An 18,775-nucleotide genomic window follows, 5' to 3' on the forward strand; every position below is an offset into this window, starting at 1 on the left:
CCGCCTGATAGTTTTTTGGCTAATCTTGTACTTAGTTATTACCTTATGGATTCCATTTCGTAAAACTTCATTGAGGATTAAGAGTTTTTCCTCTGCTGAGTATTTAGATTTTCTTCCCATAGAAAAAGCCCTCCGAGTATAAGATGAATTTTCTATTTCATCTGTATACTCAGAGGGCATTATAGTCCTTTAAGAAGGAAAATTGGCTGAATGTCACTCTCGACGATACTCTTACTGATAAAGAACTTTTTCGGTTAATAAAGGCTAGTCGGCAGATCCTAACCAAGCCGCGAGCATGGATTGTCCCTGCTAACCCAAAGTACTACGACATCATGCATGCCTTTGTTAATACCGATACTATTACTTGGAAACAATCAACTAATATTAGGATTGGCGACACTGTTTTTCTTTATGTTGCCGCCCCAATCAAAGCAATTATTTATCAGTGCCGGGTAACTGAAATCAACATCCCCTACCAATACGAAAGTTCACAATTAAAGATCCAACAGGTTATGCGCCTCCAGCTAGAAAAAGAGTATAATCATGACCAATTTACCCTCGCATTCATCAAACAGCATGGGGTCTCCTCTGTTCAGGGCCCTCGCCATGTGCCAGCTGACCTACTTAGCTTTCTCGAAAAATAAGCGAGTTTGTAGCTATCATTGTTACAAACCCGCTTTTTCTAATTTTTCATATAGTGGCATTAACTCATTAATTACCGTTACGATATAGTCTTCCATCCTATCAACATGATTTTTTCCGCGGAAAGCAAATTTTCCTAGAAGAAAACTCGTTTTTTGTGCTTCCTTATTAAATTCTTTTTGGCGTTGTGGATTACTCAAATATTCAGCCACGGGCATATGGTCAGTAAACTCCATCTCATCTTTATCCCAAAGATACCAATGATCCATGGAAATTGTTTTTGCCCATTTTGGAACTTCTCTTAGCAAAGCATTATATTTGTTGGGTGTACCTCGGCGTTTTTCACTTTTGTAATGCTGAAACATCAAATAAACCTGCAGTTGCTTCTTATCTAGCATCACGCCAATACATGGGTTGCAATCTTCAAGTGCGGTTAATCGATATGATGCCCAATAATGGTCACGAAGATTCCAGCCGTTTGTCCAACTCTCAACATGAACTTTTGCAAACTTTCCCGCTGGTAATTGCTGAGCAACTGCCTGATTAACCGTTTTCCAGATATTCCAGACATTTTTAAATTGGGCCTTCAATGCGTCTACTTCTTGCGGTGAACGAGTCGCTTTAATCTTTTTAAAAGAGAATTCTGGTTGGTCAAAGATTGCAAACATTTCTTCAGTTAGTGCTGTCATTTCTAATCTCGTCCTTTTTTACTATAAAGAATAGCATAATTTTATATAATTTAATTCTCAGTAAGCGGTAGTTTCCTTAATTGCTCATATAAATAATTATATGCTACCTGCACTTCTTCAGTAGCATCACGACGCATTGAAATCGCTACTTCCAAATTTAACGCTGACTTCGGAAAAAGCATCAAGTTATAATCTCCCCTTTCGCCTAAGGCATGTTGAACGATCTTATCGGTTGTGATAGTTGTTGCCTTTTCTCTAATCGCTAATTTTGTTGCTAAGCGAATTGAGGACACCGTTGCTAATTTATTGATCCGGATACAATTATCCGCCAGAAAATGGTTCACTCGCTTTTGGAGATAAGCATTATCATTAGCTTCGACGTAATTAATATTGTTGAGTACCGTTAAATTATTTTCCGAAAACGGGCAATAAAGACGCCCTGGCTGGTAAAGAGAACACGATGGCGGAATTAACAGGGCAAGTTGGTTCAACTCGACAAACTTAATATCAAACAGCTGATTATTCCACTTGGGACCAATCAAGATATCGATATTCTTATTGATTAGATCTACTTCGCGCGGTTTCATGCCATTGATAATAAAATTAAACTTAATTTGCGGGAAATGATCAATTAAGTCGGTCGTCAGATCAACAATATCCGCCTCACAAATGGACGAGTTCAAAACAATCGTTATTTCATGACTGCTGATCCGCTGAAGATTAGCTAAATTCTGGTTCATTTGGATTTGGGCATTTTGAATTTGCCTTAAATCATTGAGCACAATCCTTCCGGCATTCGTCAAGCTAATCGGCTTGTCCTGTCGATCAACTAATGTTAGCCCGTATTCTGTTTCCATTTCTTTGAGAAGCCGACTAACATACGGCTGACTTAGATATAGCTTAGCAGCCAGCTTTGTAATCGTCTCACTAGTATTAACATTTTCCAAAATTTGAATTTTCTTTTCCAAACTATTCATTCAATCACCATAACTAAATCGTAATAATTCATAGATAAACAAGTATTTTACATTCCCTATTATTAGGATAAAAATAAAAGATGTAAAGAATAAAACATACTAAATTAGTTATGGAGGCATTATTATGACTAACCGGATTACCCAAGCATTAAACATTGAAAAGCCGATCATTCAAGGTCCGATGTTTTGGCTAACGAATGCTAATTTTGTAGCAGCTGTTTCTAATGCCGGCGGACTTGGTGTTCTCGGCATTAGTGCTGGACAATATGAACCCACAAACCATAATTCAGCACTTACCCTCGCCCACATGCGCGAACAAATCCAGCTAACTAAAAAGTTAACCGATAAACCATTTGGCTTAAACTTAGTCTTTAAAGATAACCCTGAAAAAGATCGGCATGCATTGCCCTTAATTAAGTTAATGATTGAAGAACAGGTTCCAGTAGCCGTTATTAATTCGACCCGATACGTTGATAAGTGGTTCACCATGCTCAAAGAGAACAATATTAAAATTGTCTTCCGCCCGGCAACACCAACCAAAACCATTGTCAATGAAGCGGCTGAAAAAGGGGTCGATGTCCTGGTGGCCACGGGCTTTGATGAAGGGGGAACCATTCCGGCTAAAGCAGTTGGAACATTTTCCGCAATTCCTTATGTTGCTGACATTGTTGCTGGACGGGTGCCGGTAATGGCTGCTGGCGGTATCGTTGATGAGCGCACTACCAAGGCTGCCTTTGCCCTCGGTGCAGAAGGCATTTTTGTCGGAACCGCCTTCCTTGCAACTGAGGAATCGCCGATGGCTGACAATATCAAAGAAGCGCTTACCGAATATGACGCTTATGACGAAGTACTGTTCAACGCTGAGCCACAATTTTACCGCTCAATTCCAGGCAAACTACCGAATGAGCTTGAGCAATTAAGTAATGAAGGTGCAACCCATCAAGAAGTTTGGCAATTAGCAGGACGTTACGGTGGGATGCGGGAAGGAATGCTTCGCGGTGATCTTAATCATGGGTACGCTTCATTTGGCTTAGGGATGTCGTTTATCAAGAAAATCACGACAGTTAGTCAAGTTATCGACAAATTATATACCGGTGTTCCTGAAAACCAACGTTAAATAAAGGCCACTCAGTTTTGCGCTGAATGGCCTTTTTCTAACTTTATCCCATAACCCGTTGTCCCGCCATCCATGTTTCTTTAACATGAACATCTTTTAATTGCTCATCTGGAACCGTAAAAATATCCGCCGTCAAGATAACAAAGTCGGCAGCTTTTCCAGGTTCTAGTGTTCCATTATCATCAAAGCCACCAATCTTAGCACCATCACGAGTGTAGCCCAGTACAACTTGCGGAACAGTAATCGCTTCTTCAGAATTAACAACATCACCGTTTGCTGCCTTCCTCGTTACCGCCGCATAAATACTATAAAACGGACTATCAGGTTCTGCCCACGGGGTGCACGGCGCATCTGAACTTAGGCCAAGGATAGCTTTAGAATTTAACATTGTTTTAACCCGATAAGCTAGTTTAAATTGTGCCGGTGAAAGATAGTGACGATAGGATTCATCTTCCGCGAAGAAAAAGATTGGTTGGGTAACTAACGCATAGTTCATTTTGCTCTTAGCAATTTCTGCAAACATTTGATCAGTCATTAAAGATGCATGTTCAATCCGTACTGATGGCATTGTTGTCAGCCACGGTTCAAGATCCTTAGTTACATCAATAACGGTTTGAATGGCTTTATCACCCATCGCATGTACAGCTAGTTGCAGTTTGTTCTGCCGTGCCATTTCGACAGCCCGTTGGAGTTTTTCCACCGAAGTCAGACTAACTCCCATTTTCCCTGATGGATATGGGTCATAATTATAGGCTGTTTCCCCAGAAATGCTACCATCCATAAATACCTTAATTCCCGCAACGCGGAGTTTTTCATCCCCGCTTGGTTGTAAGCCAACCTGCGGATCAATTTCATCAAAAACATAGTAAATCGAAGCTTTCGGTGCAAAACCTTGCTTGACCGCATCTTGGTATAACCGCAAAGACGTATATGGCTTCATCCGACCCATCATTTCACCAATTGCAACAATTCCCTCTTTAAGATAGTGGTCAGAACTATTAACCATATTAGTAACGTCATTTTCATAGCTCTGGGCGGACTTAGCACGAATAAGTAATTGCGATGCCGCAACCTCACGCATAAATCCGGTTGGCCGTCCATCGGCAAACCGTTCAATCTTTCCGCCAACTGGATCAGGCGTATCCGCATCGATACCCGCCAGTTCCAGCGCCTTAGAATTACCAACTGAAGAATGGCAATCAGACCGATAGATAAAGATTGGCTGGGTTGTTGAAACGGCATCGAGATCATCGCGGTTAGGACTTCGGTGTTCTGCTAACTTGGTTTCGTCAAATCCCCATCCTTCAATCCAAACATCTGCGCCTTGACCATATGCCGGGGAATTACGGAGTGCTGCTTGCATTTCCTTGATGCTATTAACATTTGGCGGTGTACAGGCAACCCCATGTAAGGCATCCGCAATATATTTAGGATGAGTATGACAATCTATTAATCCTGGAAGAACCGTTTGTCCTTGAAGATCGATTACCTCACCTTCACTCGGCAAACCATTCCCGATTCGTTTAACCTTGCCATCTTCAATAATCATGCTGTTAACAAAGTGGTTTTCGTTATTACCAACAAAGATTTTACCGTTAATAAATGTTTGGGTCATAATCCTAGCTCCTTCGTATTTATATTTATTATCCTACTGCTCCCTCTACATAAATGAAACCGCTTTTAAAAAATAATAAAAAACAATTTATAACTGTCAGTTCATTAACTAATAGTTATAAATTGTCTTAAATCGATTAATTGTTATAAAGATAACCTGATGCGAGTTTTTACAGACCAACAGCCATTAAATATTGTTAACTAAAAAAAGAGCTGGTGAAAAAGTTAATTCTTTCACCGGCCCTTTTTAAGTTCCAATAATTATTTGCTATTTTACGCCTCATTTTCTGCTAAGCGTTCTTCTTCACTCTTCAGCCGGTCCTTGATATATTTGGCTGAAGTAGCAAGTTTTTCTTTTTCAACATCCGTCAAATCTAATTGGAGTTGTTCAACTACGCCATCACGCCCTACAACAGCAGGATAGGATAAGTAAGTTCCATATTCTTCGCGGTAGTTAGAAACTGGCATTTCCGTTCGTGAATCGCTCAAGACCGCATTAACTAAGCGAACAGCGGCCGTTGCGACCCCATAGTTAGTATATTTCTTTCCTTTATAAACTAAGTAACCACCTTGGCGAGCGCGTTCCTCCATATTGGCTAAGTCTAAGTTGCGTTCTTCTGCTAAATCTAAGACCTGTTTTCCAAGAACACGTACCGTTGACCACGCGGTAAATTGTGAATTCCCATGTTCACCTAAATTAAAACCAACAACTGATCGCGAATCAACATTTAATGCTTCGCCAACACACGCCCTCATCCGTGCTGAATCAAGCAGAGTACCAGTCCCCATCACGTGATTTTTAGGTAAGCCGGTATATTTTTGATACATTGAAGTAATTACGTCACATGGATTAGTCACTACAACGAGTTTGCCATGAAAACCATTATCAACTAGTCTTTGAGCAACCAACGGCACCTGCGTTCGCGTAAACTTAAATTCGGCAAATCGATCATGGTCAGGAGTATCGACAAGTTTAGATTTTCCAAGTGCGGAAACTACTACGTCACAATCCGCAAATTGTGAATCATCGTTTACTGTTAAATTAGTGTGGAATGGTAAATTCGCCATCGCATCTCGGAAATCAAGCGCATCTGCCTTTACTTTATCTTCATTCGTATCAAATAATGCTAAATCATCAGTAAAACCACCAGCTACTAAATAATGTGCAACTGTTGCACCAACATGGCCCATTCCAACTACTGCTACTTTTCTTGTCATATAAAAAACTCCCTTTCAATTATTTTTATGTTTTCTCTTTCTTTTCTAATAAAATTTTAATCGCAATAATGTCACTATCTGCCATACCCATCACCACCTTTAATGGCATAAAATAATAAAAGCATCCCCTAGCTCCGTTATCGGAACTAAAAGGATGCCTCTTTAGCATGGTACCACCTTTCTTCACAGCATATCGCTGCCTCTCACCAACAGTTACTAATAGTAACAATTAGCAGGCACGATAATGGGTGCTACCAGTACATTCTACTAAAATTAATTTTCGAAATACAACTCACGAGGGATTAGCTTAGGGAACATTTTCTACCGACTTTCAGCAACCATCGGCTCTCTGAATCAAATGTTACCAGCTTATCTCGGTCAATGTTTTTATTTATTTCAATTGATTACTTAGTAGGTTATCACAATTTCTCATAAAATCAATAGTAAAATTAAAATTTAATTAGAATTACATTTTGCCACCATAAACAGGAAATACATCTGCATCCCCATAGTCCAATGGCTTTACCCGCCGCAACAGGTCCATATCTGCCTCAGAAATTTCAAAGTCAATCTCAGCATTTTCCTTCATGTGCTGTGGGTTAGCAGTCTTTGGTAAAACAATCATTCCTAGTTGCCAATCATACCGAATACATAATTGTGGAACAGAAACATTATACTTTTTCGCCATCTTTTCAATCACTGGATTATCTAAAGCAGCACCATGAGCAACTGGCGAATAAGCTTCAATCGCAATATCATGGTTTCGTGCAAAACTAAGCAGGTTAAATGGCGTATGGCCAATATGCGCTAATACTTGGTCAACAGCTGGAACCGTATCGCTATTCTTAATAATGTTTTCTAGATCAGACTCATTAAAGTTAGAAACACCAATTGTCCGAATCTTTCCTTCGCTAACCGCATCTTCCATTGCCCGCCAAGCAGCTAAATTGCCTTCTAAGTAGCGATTATCAGACTGGTTAACTTCTTTCCATGGTTGCGGACTATGGATAATCATCATATCGATATAGTCAAGCCCCATCTTTTCAAGCGTTTCGTCAATAGACTTTTTTGTGACATCATAATCTTTATGTTCCGCTGCAATCTTAGAAGTCACAAAAATTTGATCACGGTCAATATCAGCCGTCCGCACTCCTTCACCAACACCGCGTTCATTGCCATAAGCTTGTGCTGTATCCACGTGACGATATCCGATTTTAACTGCATTACGGACAGCTTCAGCGACTTTAGCATCGTCAATCATCCAAGTTCCGAGGGCAAACTTAGGAATTGTTACACCGCTATTTAACGTAATTGTTTCATCCAAAATCATTTATATCCATCCTTTCACGACCAAAGTTTCACCTACAAAACTATTGTCGCTACTTTTGTAATGAATGTAAAATAGTAAGCCTTACAAAGCCATTATTTGCAGCTAACATACTACTGGATTACTATATTCAGCAAGTTAAAATCCATATAAAAAAGCAGTAACATAATTTACTCATGCTACTGCTTTTTACTATTTATCATAAAAGTGTTGCCACTCTTTATTGACGTTTTCACGTGTTGTCTTTGTCCCAGCCCATGATGGAACTTTTACAACTCCATCAACTTTACTCTTAGGAACAAAGCCCCAATAACGACCATCGTTAGAGACACTCCGATGATCACCAAGAACAAAGTATTCGCCCTTTGGCACTTTGGTGGCACCACTGTTCTTCAGCCAACTATTTTGAACTGAGACACTCCGCAATGTCCAATTCCCCGTGCCCGTCGTCCGCTGACTCTTGCTGATATAGTCTTGATTGATCTTCTTACCATTAACATAGATATTTCCATTCTTTGAACTAACAGTATCACCTGGAAGACCAATAACCCGCTTAACATAGTCAGTCTTTACCGACACCTGTGGGTCAACACCATTAGCATCAAATACAATAACACTTCCATGGTGGATTTTGGCCCTCTTCAAGCAAAATACCCGTTCATTATTTTGCAAATTTGGTTGCATTGATGGCCCATCAACGCGGACAATCTGGAAAAAGAACTGTTTAATTACTAGCGCGATTATTAACCCAATTAAAATGGGAATAATCCAACTCATCGCTTCACGAAATGCTTTCATTATAATTCCTCAATTTCTTTACTTAACTAGTATTAATCATACAACTAGTAACGAAAGCTGGAAAGTTTTTTATAACAAATAATAAATTATTTTCACATTTGGAATTAGAACGGGAAAGTTTTAAGCAATCTACTTCTTTTCTACAAAGAACTTTTCAAAATTCTTTTGGTAGTTATGATTAATCCGCTGCTCCATTAACCACCGCATAAAGTTCATATCCTTATCATAGTGAAATGTTGTCCCATAGCGGCCTTCTTTGATAAGCTCTTCAGCTTGTTGCTTAATTTCATTATCCTTTGCATACTGCAAGAACGTTTTCTTAGAAACCCCTAACCATAACTTATATTGACTTTGGTCTTTATTTCCGTAGATTGTGTCCTGGTCCTTTAAGTTATCAAAAACATAATCTTCAACTGGGAAAGTCGCAAGTTGGTAGCCATTCAATGAAACGAAGAAGCTACTCCGCCCTTGCCGTGGGTTAAGGTCAAACACTTTAAATTGCTTATCACGACGGTCATATTTTAAATCAAAATTAACAAATCCGGTAAATTCAATACTTTCTAAAAAGTTTTTGATATTATCATAGATTTGCTGGTCATAGGCTGGCATAATAGCAACATAGTTACCAACATTAGCAGGATTACAATCTTCAAGGAGCGGGTGACCGAGGCACATCATTTTTACTTTATGGTCCTTATCAACATAGCAGTTAATGGTGCGCATATTACTATCATCCCCAGGGATAAACTCTTGTAATACTAAATCACCCTTGTAAGGACTATGCTCATAAATGGTTTCTAGAACTTCTGCTAACCGTTCTGGCGTTTTAATAATATAAGCTTTTTCATACCCCGCAAAGTTTCCCTTATGCCATTGCACTGCATCGGCTGCCTTAAGTGCAATCGGAAAATCAAATGGTGATTTGTACTGCTTATAATCAAGATCTGGTTTTAAAATATCGGTTTTCGGATAAGGTAGTCCATACTTCTCACAAACATTATAAAATTTCTCTTTATCGGTTAGTGTTGCGACTTCATCGTAATCAGCATACGGGCAGAACATGTGCTTTGATAACTCTTTACGATTCTTAGCAACTAATTCAGTATAGTCATCTCCACAACTAATCAGAACCGTCTTTTTGCCTTGCTTAGCAAATTCATCTGCCGCCTCAATCAAGGTCTTAGTAAACACTTCTGGCGATTGCAGCTCTGCATTATAATGCAATTCAACAATTTTTGAATACCGTGTAGGAGCTAATGGTTGGCGCGCATATAATTGGGACTTAATTCCATATTTTTCATACATCGACCGTGCCATCCCATACGCATTAAAATCACTCCCAAGAATCAATGGAACAAAAGGTTGCTCGCTCATTGGATTCCACTCCTCTTCATTTATTTTTCAAGCTCATTAATATACTCACAAGCAATTTTTACATCTGTTGGGTAAGGAGTATCTTTCCCCTTAATCTTTTGGTACGGATCTTCCCCTTTCCCCGCAAGAACTACAATATCATTATTTTTACTATCGTCAATTGCCTTTTTTATTGCTGTTTCTCGATCCATTTCAAATTGGATATTTTTTACCTTATCGTGATCAATATACGAGTCTATTTCCCGGGCAATTTTCATTGGATCCTCATATCCTGGATCATCCGTCGTTAAGATAACCTCATCAGGCTGTTCTTCCGTCAACGCTTTACCAAATCCCGGGCGACGGGAAATTCCTTTATCACCAGTCGCGCCTAGGACAACCGTTACTTTACCCGCATTTGTTTGACGCTTTAAAAAGGCTAATAACCGTTTAAGGCTAGCATAATTATGGGCGTAATCAACATAAATTGTCCCATGTTCGTGACTGTTAATCATTTCCATCCGTCCACGAATATGCACGTGGTTAAGAGTTTCAACCGCATCGGTCGCTTTTGCTCCTGCCAAGCCGCTCGCAATTATCGCCGCTACCGCATTTCCCTCGTTGTAATCTCCTGGGACACTAGTAGTAAAACGGCCATCTAAATGTAATTGCTTCGCCTTTTCTGTCATTGCCGTTAGTTCAAATTCGCTTTCATGCAAGTCTTCAAGGTCATTGCGGTATTCAAAATCAATTTGCCGACCATCAGGCAGGACCACTTCCGCTCCTCGCCGTGCAAATAAGAATATATCTTCTGGTTGGGTAGTGGCTTTTGCGGTATAGTAAACATCCATAAAATTGGCTGTTTCCGCATTTATTAGACATTTATCTGAATTTACCAATAATTGTTCTTTGCAATGGAGGTAATCCGCAAAAGTTGGATGTTCGTTCCGGCCAATATGATCTGGTGAAATATTAAGAAAAATCCCGACATTATACTTTAAACCATAAATCCGATTTTTCTTATAAGCTTGTGAGGAAACTTCCATCACCAAATGCGTCATTCCATTATTAACCGCTACCCGCATATCATGAAAGAGATCTAGTGACTCAGGAGTTGTTAAGTCCGATTTAAACTTATCTTCTGGTTGATTACCAAGTACCCGATCAAGAGTTGAGAAGAGGGCAACATGCTTGTCTGTACTCTGCGCTAAAATATGGTCAGCAAAGTAGGCCGTTGTCGTTTTACCCTTAGTACCAGTAATCGCAATAATAAACAAGTCATTTTGTGGATAGCCATAAAAAGCTGCACCAAGCAGCGCCATCGCCTTTTGCTCATCTTTAACAATGATTGCTGGTATCCCATTACCTTCTGAGTATTCTCTTTCCGCCACATAGGCGATTGCCCCATTCTCTTTGGCTGATGCTAAATATTTTGGCAAAAAATTACCTTTACAAAAGAATAGCGTTCCTGATTTTACTTTTCGTGAATCATAAGACACGTTAGTTGCGGTAAAATCAGTCAAATTACTAACATGGTCCAATAAATGGTGCTCACGCAATAGTGCTAAAGCAGGTGTAATATGCAATTCCATCTTAGAAACAACTCTCCTTTAATCTAATATCTATTGTAATCACTAAAAAAAGAGGCAATGAAGAGTCTAAAGCTCCTCTCCAGCCTCCTTTTGATTATTTAACTATGCTTCTGTTGTCGCTGTTTGCCGAGCCTTATCAATTCCTGACTCATCTGGATTAAAGTTATCAATAAAGTACAATTTGTACCATGTTAAGAAAGTATAAATTGTCCAGATTTTCCGCCGTCCATCAACCTTGCCAGCAAAGTTATCATCAGCAAGTTTGAGCAGCTTATCTTGATCGAAGAATTCTTTAACAAAGTCTTGTTTAAATAATTCACGAACTTCTTGATAGTATTTCTTTTCCCGTAACCATGCACGAACTGGGGTAGGGAAGCCCATCTTTGGCCGCGTAGCCCATTCTTCTGGTAAGTGGCGGTTAGCTGCCATCCGGAATGCCCACTTCGTATCTTTGTAGTTAAAGAGATACTTAGTTGGGGTAGTTTCTGCAACTTTCATTACTTCTTTATCAAGTAATGGGACCCGGATTTCGATTGAGTTAGCCATACTCATCTTATCCGCCTTCAAGCAGATGTCACCTGGCATAAAGCGGTGCAAGTCAACGTACTGCTTCTTAGCCACTTCATCAATGTCTTTATCTTCCATCTTATCAAAAAGTGGATTAAGGATATCGGCAATTGTTGGCCCACAGTTAAATTCTGGCTTCAAGTAATCAGCCGCTTCTTCCGGACTAAAAATATATGCCTGTCCGATAAAGGTATCACGAGCTGGGGCTAGGTTACGGTACATATGCTCTTGACCGTGGAATTGCTTGCCCTTTAGCCATTCTGCAAATTTATAGCGCCGTTCCCGTGGCATTTTCTTTAACTGGTCTGTGACCCACCGAATAAACTTAACTTTAGTATTAAATCCATAGTCAATATACCCAGCAAATAATTCATCGGCTCCTTCACCAGAAAGAAGGGCTTTATAGCCATTATCCTTTGCCAGTTTATTTAAGAAGTACAACGGTACCACCGATGGATTAGAATCGGGTTCATCTAAATAATACTGAATTAATGGGAAAGCGTGGAAAGCCTCTTCGTTAGTAAGTTTCTCATCGGTATTCTTTAAGTTCATCTTAGCCGCTAACTCACGAGCCTGCTTTGTCTCGTCATAAGTGCTATCAAACCCAATTGAGAAAGTATTATTAGGCCGCATCAAAGCAGTTACAAGGCTGGAGTCAACCCCTGCCGAGAGGAATGAACCAACCTTAATTCCCTTATCAGCATAGGTGTGAGCCTTAACAGAGTCCTTAACAACATTATCAATCTTATCAACAGCCTCGTCAAAACTCTCATTTTCTGGTTCAAAGTCTTCATCCCAGTACTGTTCCATTTCAAATTGACCATCTTTATAAGTGAAGTAATGTGCTTCAGGAAGACGGTAGACCCCTTTAAAGAATGTCTCTTGGGTAACAGGGTATTGGAAAGTCATATATGGCTTTAAGGCTTCCTTGTTTAATTGTTTATCAAAGTTAGGATGATCAAGGAAAGCCTTAATTTCAGAACCAACAAAGAACGTGCCATTCATCTTAGCGTAATAAAGCGGCTTAATTCCAAAATGGTCACGTGCGCCAAACATTTCCTTGGTCTTGAAGTCCCAAATAATGAAGGCGAACATTCCACGAAGCTTGTTGACAACTTGCTTACCCCATTCTTCGTATCCGTGTAAGATTACTTCAGTATCAGCATGAGTACTGAAAGTGTGACCCTTTTTAATTAATTCTTCACGAAGTTCTTCAAAGTTGTAAATCTCACCGTTAAATTCAATTGCTTTTGAATCGTCTTCATTAAAGATCGGTTGGTTACCTGATTTAACATCAATAAAACTTAAGCGCCGAAAGCCAAGAGCAATGTCATCATCAACATATTGTCCTTCCGCATCTGGTCCCCGGTGAATAATCCGGTCCTTCATTTTTTTGATTAATTGATCTTTAATTTGTGGTTTTTCATTATCAACAAATGCAACAATCCCACACATTATAAATTTCCTCTTCTTTCTCTAAAATTTCGGATCACAAAATAGTTATTATTAAAATTCGTTATTAAAACTCGAACCTAAATTATACCATATAATCCAAAACTTAAGTAAATTAACTCACTGCCTTAAGAAAACCATAACAAAATGAAAGCCCGAGGCTGGGAAATAGGCTAGTCTCTGGGCTTCTCATTATTTTATTTCCTGGGAAATTATTTGTCAGCCTTTGAAAACTTCCCTTGGCGAACATAGACACTCAAAATTGCAATATCGGCTGGATTAACGCCACTGATTCGCGAAGCTTGAGCTAGTGTTTCCGGCCGGATTTTTTCAAGTTTTTGCCGTCCTTCTGTGGCTAAGCCATCAATATCATCATAGTCAATATCCGCTGGAATCCGCTTTGCTTCCATCCGCTTCATCCGTTCTACTTTTACTTCCTCTTTTTTGATGTAGCCAGCATACTTTAATTGAATCTCAACTTGTTCAATCACGTGTCGGTCTAGTTCGTGCTCCGGTGCTGGAATAAATTCTGCAAGCGTCTGGTAATCAAAGTATGGCCGCTTCAAAAGGTCCGCTGCCGCAATGCCATCTTTTAATTGGTTATCACCATGTGCCTTGATAAAGTCATTTACTTTTTCATCACTTGGCTTAAGCTTGATATCCTTTAACCGTTGAATCTCGGCTGTTACTTGTTGCTTCTTTTCTTCCATTTTTGCAAGACGTTCAGCACTTACCAGACCAATTTTATGCCCCATCTCCATTAAACGGAAGTCTGCATTATCATGCCGTAAGATTAAACGGTACTCCGCTCGGCTTGTAAGCAAACGGTATGGCTCTTTAGTCCCCTTTGTAACCAAATCATCAATCATAACACCAATGTAAGCATCAGACCGTTTCAGCACGAACGGCTCCTTTCCTAACGCCCGCAAACCGGCATTAATTCCGGCTACAAGTCCTTGGCCGGCAGCTTCTTCATAACCGGAAGAGCCATTTGTTTGTCCAGCAGTGTAAAGGTTTTTGATAATCTTTGTTTCAAGCGTTGGATGTAACTGGTAAGGAGCTACCACATCATATTCAATTGCATAACCCGGCCGCATTAATTCTGCTTTTTCCAGTCCCTTAATCGAATGAACAATCTTCTGTTGAATTTCTTCTGGCATTGATGTGGAAATCCCGTCAAGATAGTATTCATCGGTATCTCGCCCCTCTGGTTCTAAGAATACTTGGTGGCGTGGCTTATCAGCAAAGCGAACGATTTTATCTTCAATTGATGGACAATAACGCGGTCCGACACCTTTAATTACTCCAGAAAACATTGGGGCCCGCTTTAAGTTCTCGCGAATAATGTCATGCGTACCTTCGTTAGTATATGTTAACCAACAAGATAATTGTTCGCTAATTGGGATATAAGCACTATCAGGAGTATCAAAACTAAAATGATGCGGTTCTCTGTCTCCCGGTTGTTCCTCCGTCTCATCGTAATTGATCGTATTTCCATTTACCCGCGGTGGTGTTCCTGTTTTAAACCGCTCAAGGTCAAAGCCCAGTTCTTCCAGATTTTCAGAAAGTTTTACCGCGGACTTTGAGTTATTAGGGCCTGATTCATATTGTAATTCACCAATAATAATTTTACCCCGAGCAGCTGTTCCAACTGTTAGGACTACGGTTTTCGCATGATATCGAGCACCAGTGTTAGTAATAACTCCCTTGCAAACACCATCTTCAACAATTAATCGATCAACTGTTGCCTGACGTAAAGTTAAGTTTGGTTCTTCTTCAATTGTCTGTTTCATTGCCCGATGGTATGCGTGCTTATCTGCTTGTGCCCGTAAAGCACGGACAGCTGGTCCCTTTCCGGTGTTAAGCATCCGCATTTGGATATAGGTCTTATCAATGTTATGCCCCATTTCACCACCAAGGGCATCAATTTCTCTTACAACAATCCCTTTTGCTGGTCCCCCTACAGATGGGTTACATGGCATAAACGCAACCATTTCTAAGCTGATTGTTACTAATAAAGTTTTGTTACCCATGCGGGCAGCAGCTAATGCAGCTTCACTACCTGCATGTCCTGCACCAACTACAATAACATCATATGAGCCAGCATCGTATTGAACTGCATCTGATGTTTGCAATGCTTCTGAACTTTTCATTCTTTCTCCTACTTTCCTAGACAGAATTGGCTAAATAATTGGTCTAATAACTCATCCTGGTAACTATCACCCGTAATCTCACCTAATAATTCCCAGCAACGTGTCATGTCGATTTGGACGAGATCTACTGGCATCCCATCATTAATTCCCGTTAAGACATCATTCAGGGCATCATTTGCCTGGTGCAATAATCCAATGTGACGAGCATTAGTGACCATTACATTATTTTGGCTACTTTCGATACCTTCATTAAAGAACATGTGACTAATTTGTGTGCCTAATTGATCCATCCCCTCATGGTTTACAATTGATGTTTCAATTACTGCACTGTTACCCGCAAGTTTCTTTAGTTCTGCTAAATCAACCGTAAGCGGTAAATCAGTTTTGTTTAAAATAATAATTCGCTGCTTATCTTTTGTTGCTGCAAGCAATTGACGGTCCTCATCAGTTAATGCAGTCGAGCTGTCAATCAACAATAGGATCAAATCAGCCGCTTCTAAGGCTTTACGACTTCGTTCAACCCCGATCTTCTCAACTTGATCGTTAGTATCCCGTATTCCAGCCGTATCAATTAATTTTAATGGTACCCCGTTAACATTCACATACTCCTCAATAACATCCCGAGTAGTACCGGCAACGTTGGTCACAATTGCCTTGTCTTCATGCAGCAAGGAGTTAAGAAGACTCGATTTACCAACGTTAGGACGGCCGATAATCGCTGTCGCAAGGCCATCACGCAAAACTTTACCCTGCTTAGCCGTTTTTAGGAGGACTTGGATTCGCTGTTGAATATCTTCAGCCTTTTCTTTTAACAGCTTAGTCGTCATTTCTTCAACTGCATCGTATTCTGGATAGTCGATATTAACCTCAACTTGCGCCAAGACATCTAATATATCCTTCCGTAAGTGGCGAATCAGCCGTGATAAGTCACCATCAAGCTGGTTGAGCGCCACTTTCATTGACTTATCTGTTTTGGCCCGAATTAGGTCCATTACCGCTTCTGATTGTGATAAATCAAGGCGTCCATTTAAAAAGGCCCGCTTAGTAAACTCACCCGGTTCTGCCATCCGTGCCCCGAAGCTTAAGACAAGCTGTAAAATGCGGTTGGTTGCTAATAATCCTCCATGACAATTGATTTCAATCACATCTTCACGGGTATAGGTGCGAGGGGCACGCATCACCGAAACCATTACTTCATCAACTTCTTGGTTGGTATCTGGATCGATAATATGTCCGTAGTTAATCGTGTGACTAGCAACTTTGGCTAAATCTTTGCCCTTATAGATCCGCTGAGCAACCTCAACTGCCTCATCCCCGCTAATTCGGATGATTGAGATTCCCCCTTCACCAACAGGAGTGGAAATTGCTGCAATCGTATCGTTCTCACTATTTGCCATCGCCGTTTACTCCTTTCTAATAAAAAAAGCGCTAGTCCATGTGCAACAACGTCAAACGTCACTAACATGGTCAAAGCACTTTCACTACTTTACCGAGTATAAATTTTATAACCGCTCATATTCTAAAAGCATTAATCTCAATTGTCAATAAATAAGTTAGTTTTTGGGTGCGATTACAATGCTTCGGTAAGGTTCTCGACCATGCGAATACGTTTTGACACGGTCGTTTCCTTCTAATTCTTGGTGGATCTGTTTTCTTTCACGAGCTGGCATGGGATTTAAAAAAACAGCTTTTCCGCTTGCAATCACCTCAGTCACTGCTTTTTCGGCTAACCGATGTACAGTCGCTTGTCGGCGTGCCCGATAGTTAGATGTATCAAGGAGTACACTTACTTTGGGCGCACCATGGTAGTCCATAAAGGCATTGCTTAATTGCTCCATTGCATTAATTCGCCGCCCGTGTTTTCCGATAACGTGTCCAGATGCTGCGGTTTTGATGTCGATTTTTAGCTCATGAGCTTGGACTTCGCTAATTGCTGGTTTAACATCGATTCCCAACTCTTTGAAGACTGTTGTCAGATACCTTGTTAATTGCTCCCCTGTTTTGCGAACTTTTTTAATGTTAGTTTGGTGCCGCCGCTTGATTTCTGCTGGATCTAATTCATCATCTTTTATTAATTTAGACTTCGACGCGGGAGCGGGTTGCTTATCAGGAGCGGCTGCTTGTTTTGCCTTCTCTTGAACTTTATTTTCTTTAATCGTTACTTCAATTTTGGCTACCCGCCGACCAAGACCCAAAAATCCATGGCGTGGTTGCTGGATAACCTTTACTTCGACTTGTTGGTCCGCCGTTGGTTTTAACTGTGCGATTGCTTTTTCTTTTGCTTCTTCAATTGTTGTGCCGACAAAGATCGTCATATCTGCATCCCCCACATAATTTACTCAATACCTTATTCTACACATTGATCCTGTATGCGTCTAATTTACTTCTAGAATAACAAAAGGGCTAATAACAGTTAATTGTTACCGCCCTATTATCTATCTATTTCCGCCGGCTTTGATAAGCCCGCCGTTTTGCTTTTTCAATCTTCCGACGTTTAGCCTTTTCAGCTCGTTGTTTTTCTTCTCGTTCACGCCGAATCTTAAACGGATTCTGAATAATCAGCGTTTGTACAACTTGGAAGGCGTTTGTTACCACCCAGTAAAGCGTAATCGCTGACGAGAATCCTAATGCCATAAAGAATACCATGATTGGCATGAACCATGTCATTGTTGTTGTCATCGAATTCTTTTCTGGCATGGATGCCATGGATAGCCATGAACTAATAAACGTAAATAATGCCGCTAAAATTGGCATAATATAGTACGGATCCGGGTGACCTAATTGCAACCACAGGAAGGTACCATTACGTAAAGCCGTTGTCCGCCAAATAGCCTGATAAAGTGCCCACATAACTGGCAATTGAACTATTAACGGAAGCATTGATGCCCACGGATTGACCCCAGCTTCTTTATAGAGCTTTTGGGTCTCCATCTGCATCTTCTGCATTGATTCTCGGTCACGCGAAGAATACTTCTTTTGGATTGCCTTTAATTGCGGGGCAATCTCTTGTGTCTTCAACATTGACTTAGTTTGGTAGAACATCAATGGTAGCAAGATAATCCGGATGATGATCGTAAAAATAATGATCCCCATCCCATAACCACCAAAATGCTTCGATAGCCAAATGATGAATTGTGAACAGTTATAGATAATATAGTGGTCCCAGATACCAGTACTGTGACTAGTAATCGGCTTATTGGAGCAGGCAGCTAAGAATAGTGACAAGCTCATAATTGCTCCTAAGCTTAGGAACTTTTTTGTTTTCTTATTCAAACC

At 40.2% G+C, this 18,775-nt stretch carries 16 protein-coding genes, 1 pseudogene and 1 other annotated feature; of the genes and pseudogenes, 2 read left to right on the forward strand and 15 right to left on the reverse strand.

The genetic code is table 11. The annotated features are described in order from the left end of the window. Positions 1–120: pseudogene (locus DTK66_RS10985) on the reverse strand (helix-turn-helix domain-containing protein); the annotation flags it as partial. 212 nt (positions 121–332) lie between these two features. Between DTK66_RS10985 and DTK66_RS04175 the strand changes: the two are divergent. Beyond that, the gene (locus tag DTK66_RS04175; protein ID WP_191667881.1) at positions 333–644 is read left to right on the forward strand and encodes an MmcQ protein; all 312 of its coding nucleotides are present in this window, start codon (positions 333–335) and stop codon (positions 642–644) included. 21 nt (positions 645–665) lie between these two features. On the opposite strand, the gene DTK66_RS04180 is transcribed toward DTK66_RS04175, so the two are convergent. Together DTK66_RS04180 and DTK66_RS04185 are read right to left on the reverse strand one after the other, a co-directional pair. Continuing rightward, complete coding sequence (locus DTK66_RS04180) at positions 666–1,331, reverse strand: glucose-6-phosphate 1-dehydrogenase family protein (RefSeq protein ID WP_191667882.1); 666 nt, start codon at positions 1,329–1,331, stop codon at positions 666–668. Between the two features lie 50 nt (positions 1,332–1,381). Continuing rightward, positions 1,382–2,308 carry a LysR family transcriptional regulator gene (locus DTK66_RS04185; RefSeq protein WP_191667883.1) on the reverse strand — a complete coding sequence of 309 codons (927 nt, stop codon included), beginning with the start codon at positions 2,306–2,308 and terminating at the stop codon, positions 1,382–1,384. Between the two features lie 124 nt (positions 2,309–2,432). Here DTK66_RS04185 and DTK66_RS04190 point away from each other — a divergent pair, with 124 nt between their 5' ends. Continuing rightward, complete coding sequence (locus tag DTK66_RS04190) at positions 2,433–3,425, forward strand: NAD(P)H-dependent flavin oxidoreductase (RefSeq protein ID WP_153930915.1); 993 nt, start codon at positions 2,433–2,435, stop codon at positions 3,423–3,425. Positions 3,426–3,468: 43 nt separating this feature from the next. Here DTK66_RS04190 and DTK66_RS04195 read toward each other — a convergent pair whose 3' ends face one another. From DTK66_RS04195 to DTK66_RS04250, 12 genes are all read right to left on the reverse strand, one after another. Beyond that, complete coding sequence (locus DTK66_RS04195) at positions 3,469–5,040, reverse strand: amidohydrolase (RefSeq protein ID WP_191667884.1); 1,572 nt, start codon at positions 5,038–5,040, stop codon at positions 3,469–3,471. Between the two features lie 272 nt (positions 5,041–5,312). Next, a complete protein-coding gene (locus tag DTK66_RS04200; RefSeq protein WP_191667885.1) occupies positions 5,313–6,257 on the reverse strand; it encodes an L-lactate dehydrogenase in 945 nt (314 codons plus the stop codon). A 25-nt stretch (positions 6,258–6,282) separates the two neighbouring features. Next, the gene (locus DTK66_RS04205; protein ID WP_153930912.1) at positions 6,283–6,444 is read right to left on the reverse strand and encodes a hypothetical protein; all 162 of its coding nucleotides are present in this window, start codon (positions 6,442–6,444) and stop codon (positions 6,283–6,285) included. Continuing rightward, positions 6,405–6,648: a binding site (T-box leader), on the reverse strand. It overlaps the preceding gene by 40 nt. Positions 6,649–6,723: 75 nt before the next feature. Beyond that, positions 6,724–7,587, reverse strand: coding sequence for an aldo/keto reductase (locus tag DTK66_RS04210; protein ID WP_191667886.1), 864 nt, complete (start codon positions 7,585–7,587; stop codon positions 6,724–6,726). A 189-nt stretch (positions 7,588–7,776) separates the two neighbouring features. Beyond that, positions 7,777–8,382 (reverse strand): signal peptidase I, encoded by a 606-nt coding sequence (lepB, locus tag DTK66_RS04215; protein WP_153931421.1) that lies wholly within the window; start codon positions 8,380–8,382, stop codon positions 7,777–7,779. A gap of 129 nt (positions 8,383–8,511) precedes the next feature. After that, positions 8,512–9,756 (reverse strand): carboxylate--amine ligase, encoded by a 1,245-nt coding sequence (locus tag DTK66_RS04220; protein ID WP_191667887.1) that lies wholly within the window; start codon positions 9,754–9,756, stop codon positions 8,512–8,514. A 20-nt stretch (positions 9,757–9,776) separates the two neighbouring features. Further along, positions 9,777–11,327, reverse strand: a complete 1,551-nt coding sequence (locus DTK66_RS04225; RefSeq protein ID WP_191667888.1) for a UDP-N-acetylmuramoyl-L-alanyl-D-glutamate--2,6-diaminopimelate ligase — start codon at positions 11,325–11,327, stop codon at positions 9,777–9,779. Between the two features lie 102 nt (positions 11,328–11,429). Beyond that, positions 11,430–13,349 (reverse strand): asparagine synthase (glutamine-hydrolyzing), encoded by a 1,920-nt coding sequence (gene asnB, locus DTK66_RS04230; protein WP_191667889.1) that lies wholly within the window; start codon positions 13,347–13,349, stop codon positions 11,430–11,432. Between the two features lie 209 nt (positions 13,350–13,558). Then, complete coding sequence (gene mnmG / locus DTK66_RS04235) at positions 13,559–15,499, reverse strand: tRNA uridine-5-carboxymethylaminomethyl(34) synthesis enzyme MnmG (protein ID WP_191667890.1); 1,941 nt, start codon at positions 15,497–15,499, stop codon at positions 13,559–13,561. Between the two features lie 8 nt (positions 15,500–15,507). Then, positions 15,508–16,896: a tRNA uridine-5-carboxymethylaminomethyl(34) synthesis GTPase MnmE gene (gene mnmE, locus DTK66_RS04240; protein ID WP_191667891.1), complete on the reverse strand. Its 1,389-nt coding sequence runs from the start codon at positions 16,894–16,896 to the stop codon at positions 15,508–15,510. Between the two features lie 156 nt (positions 16,897–17,052). After that, a complete protein-coding gene (jag, locus tag DTK66_RS04245) occupies positions 17,053–17,814 on the reverse strand; it encodes an RNA-binding cell elongation regulator Jag/EloR (protein ID WP_191667892.1) in 762 nt (253 codons plus the stop codon). Positions 17,815–17,938: 124 nt separating this feature from the next. Further along, a complete protein-coding gene (locus DTK66_RS04250) occupies positions 17,939–18,772 on the reverse strand; it encodes a YidC/Oxa1 family membrane protein insertase (protein WP_172971338.1) in 834 nt (277 codons plus the stop codon). Positions 18,773–18,775 lie beyond the last annotated feature (3 nt).

The organism is Limosilactobacillus walteri (assembly GCF_014830205.1).
In the GTDB taxonomy this organism is placed as follows: domain Bacteria; phylum Bacillota; class Bacilli; order Lactobacillales; family Lactobacillaceae; genus Limosilactobacillus; species Limosilactobacillus walteri.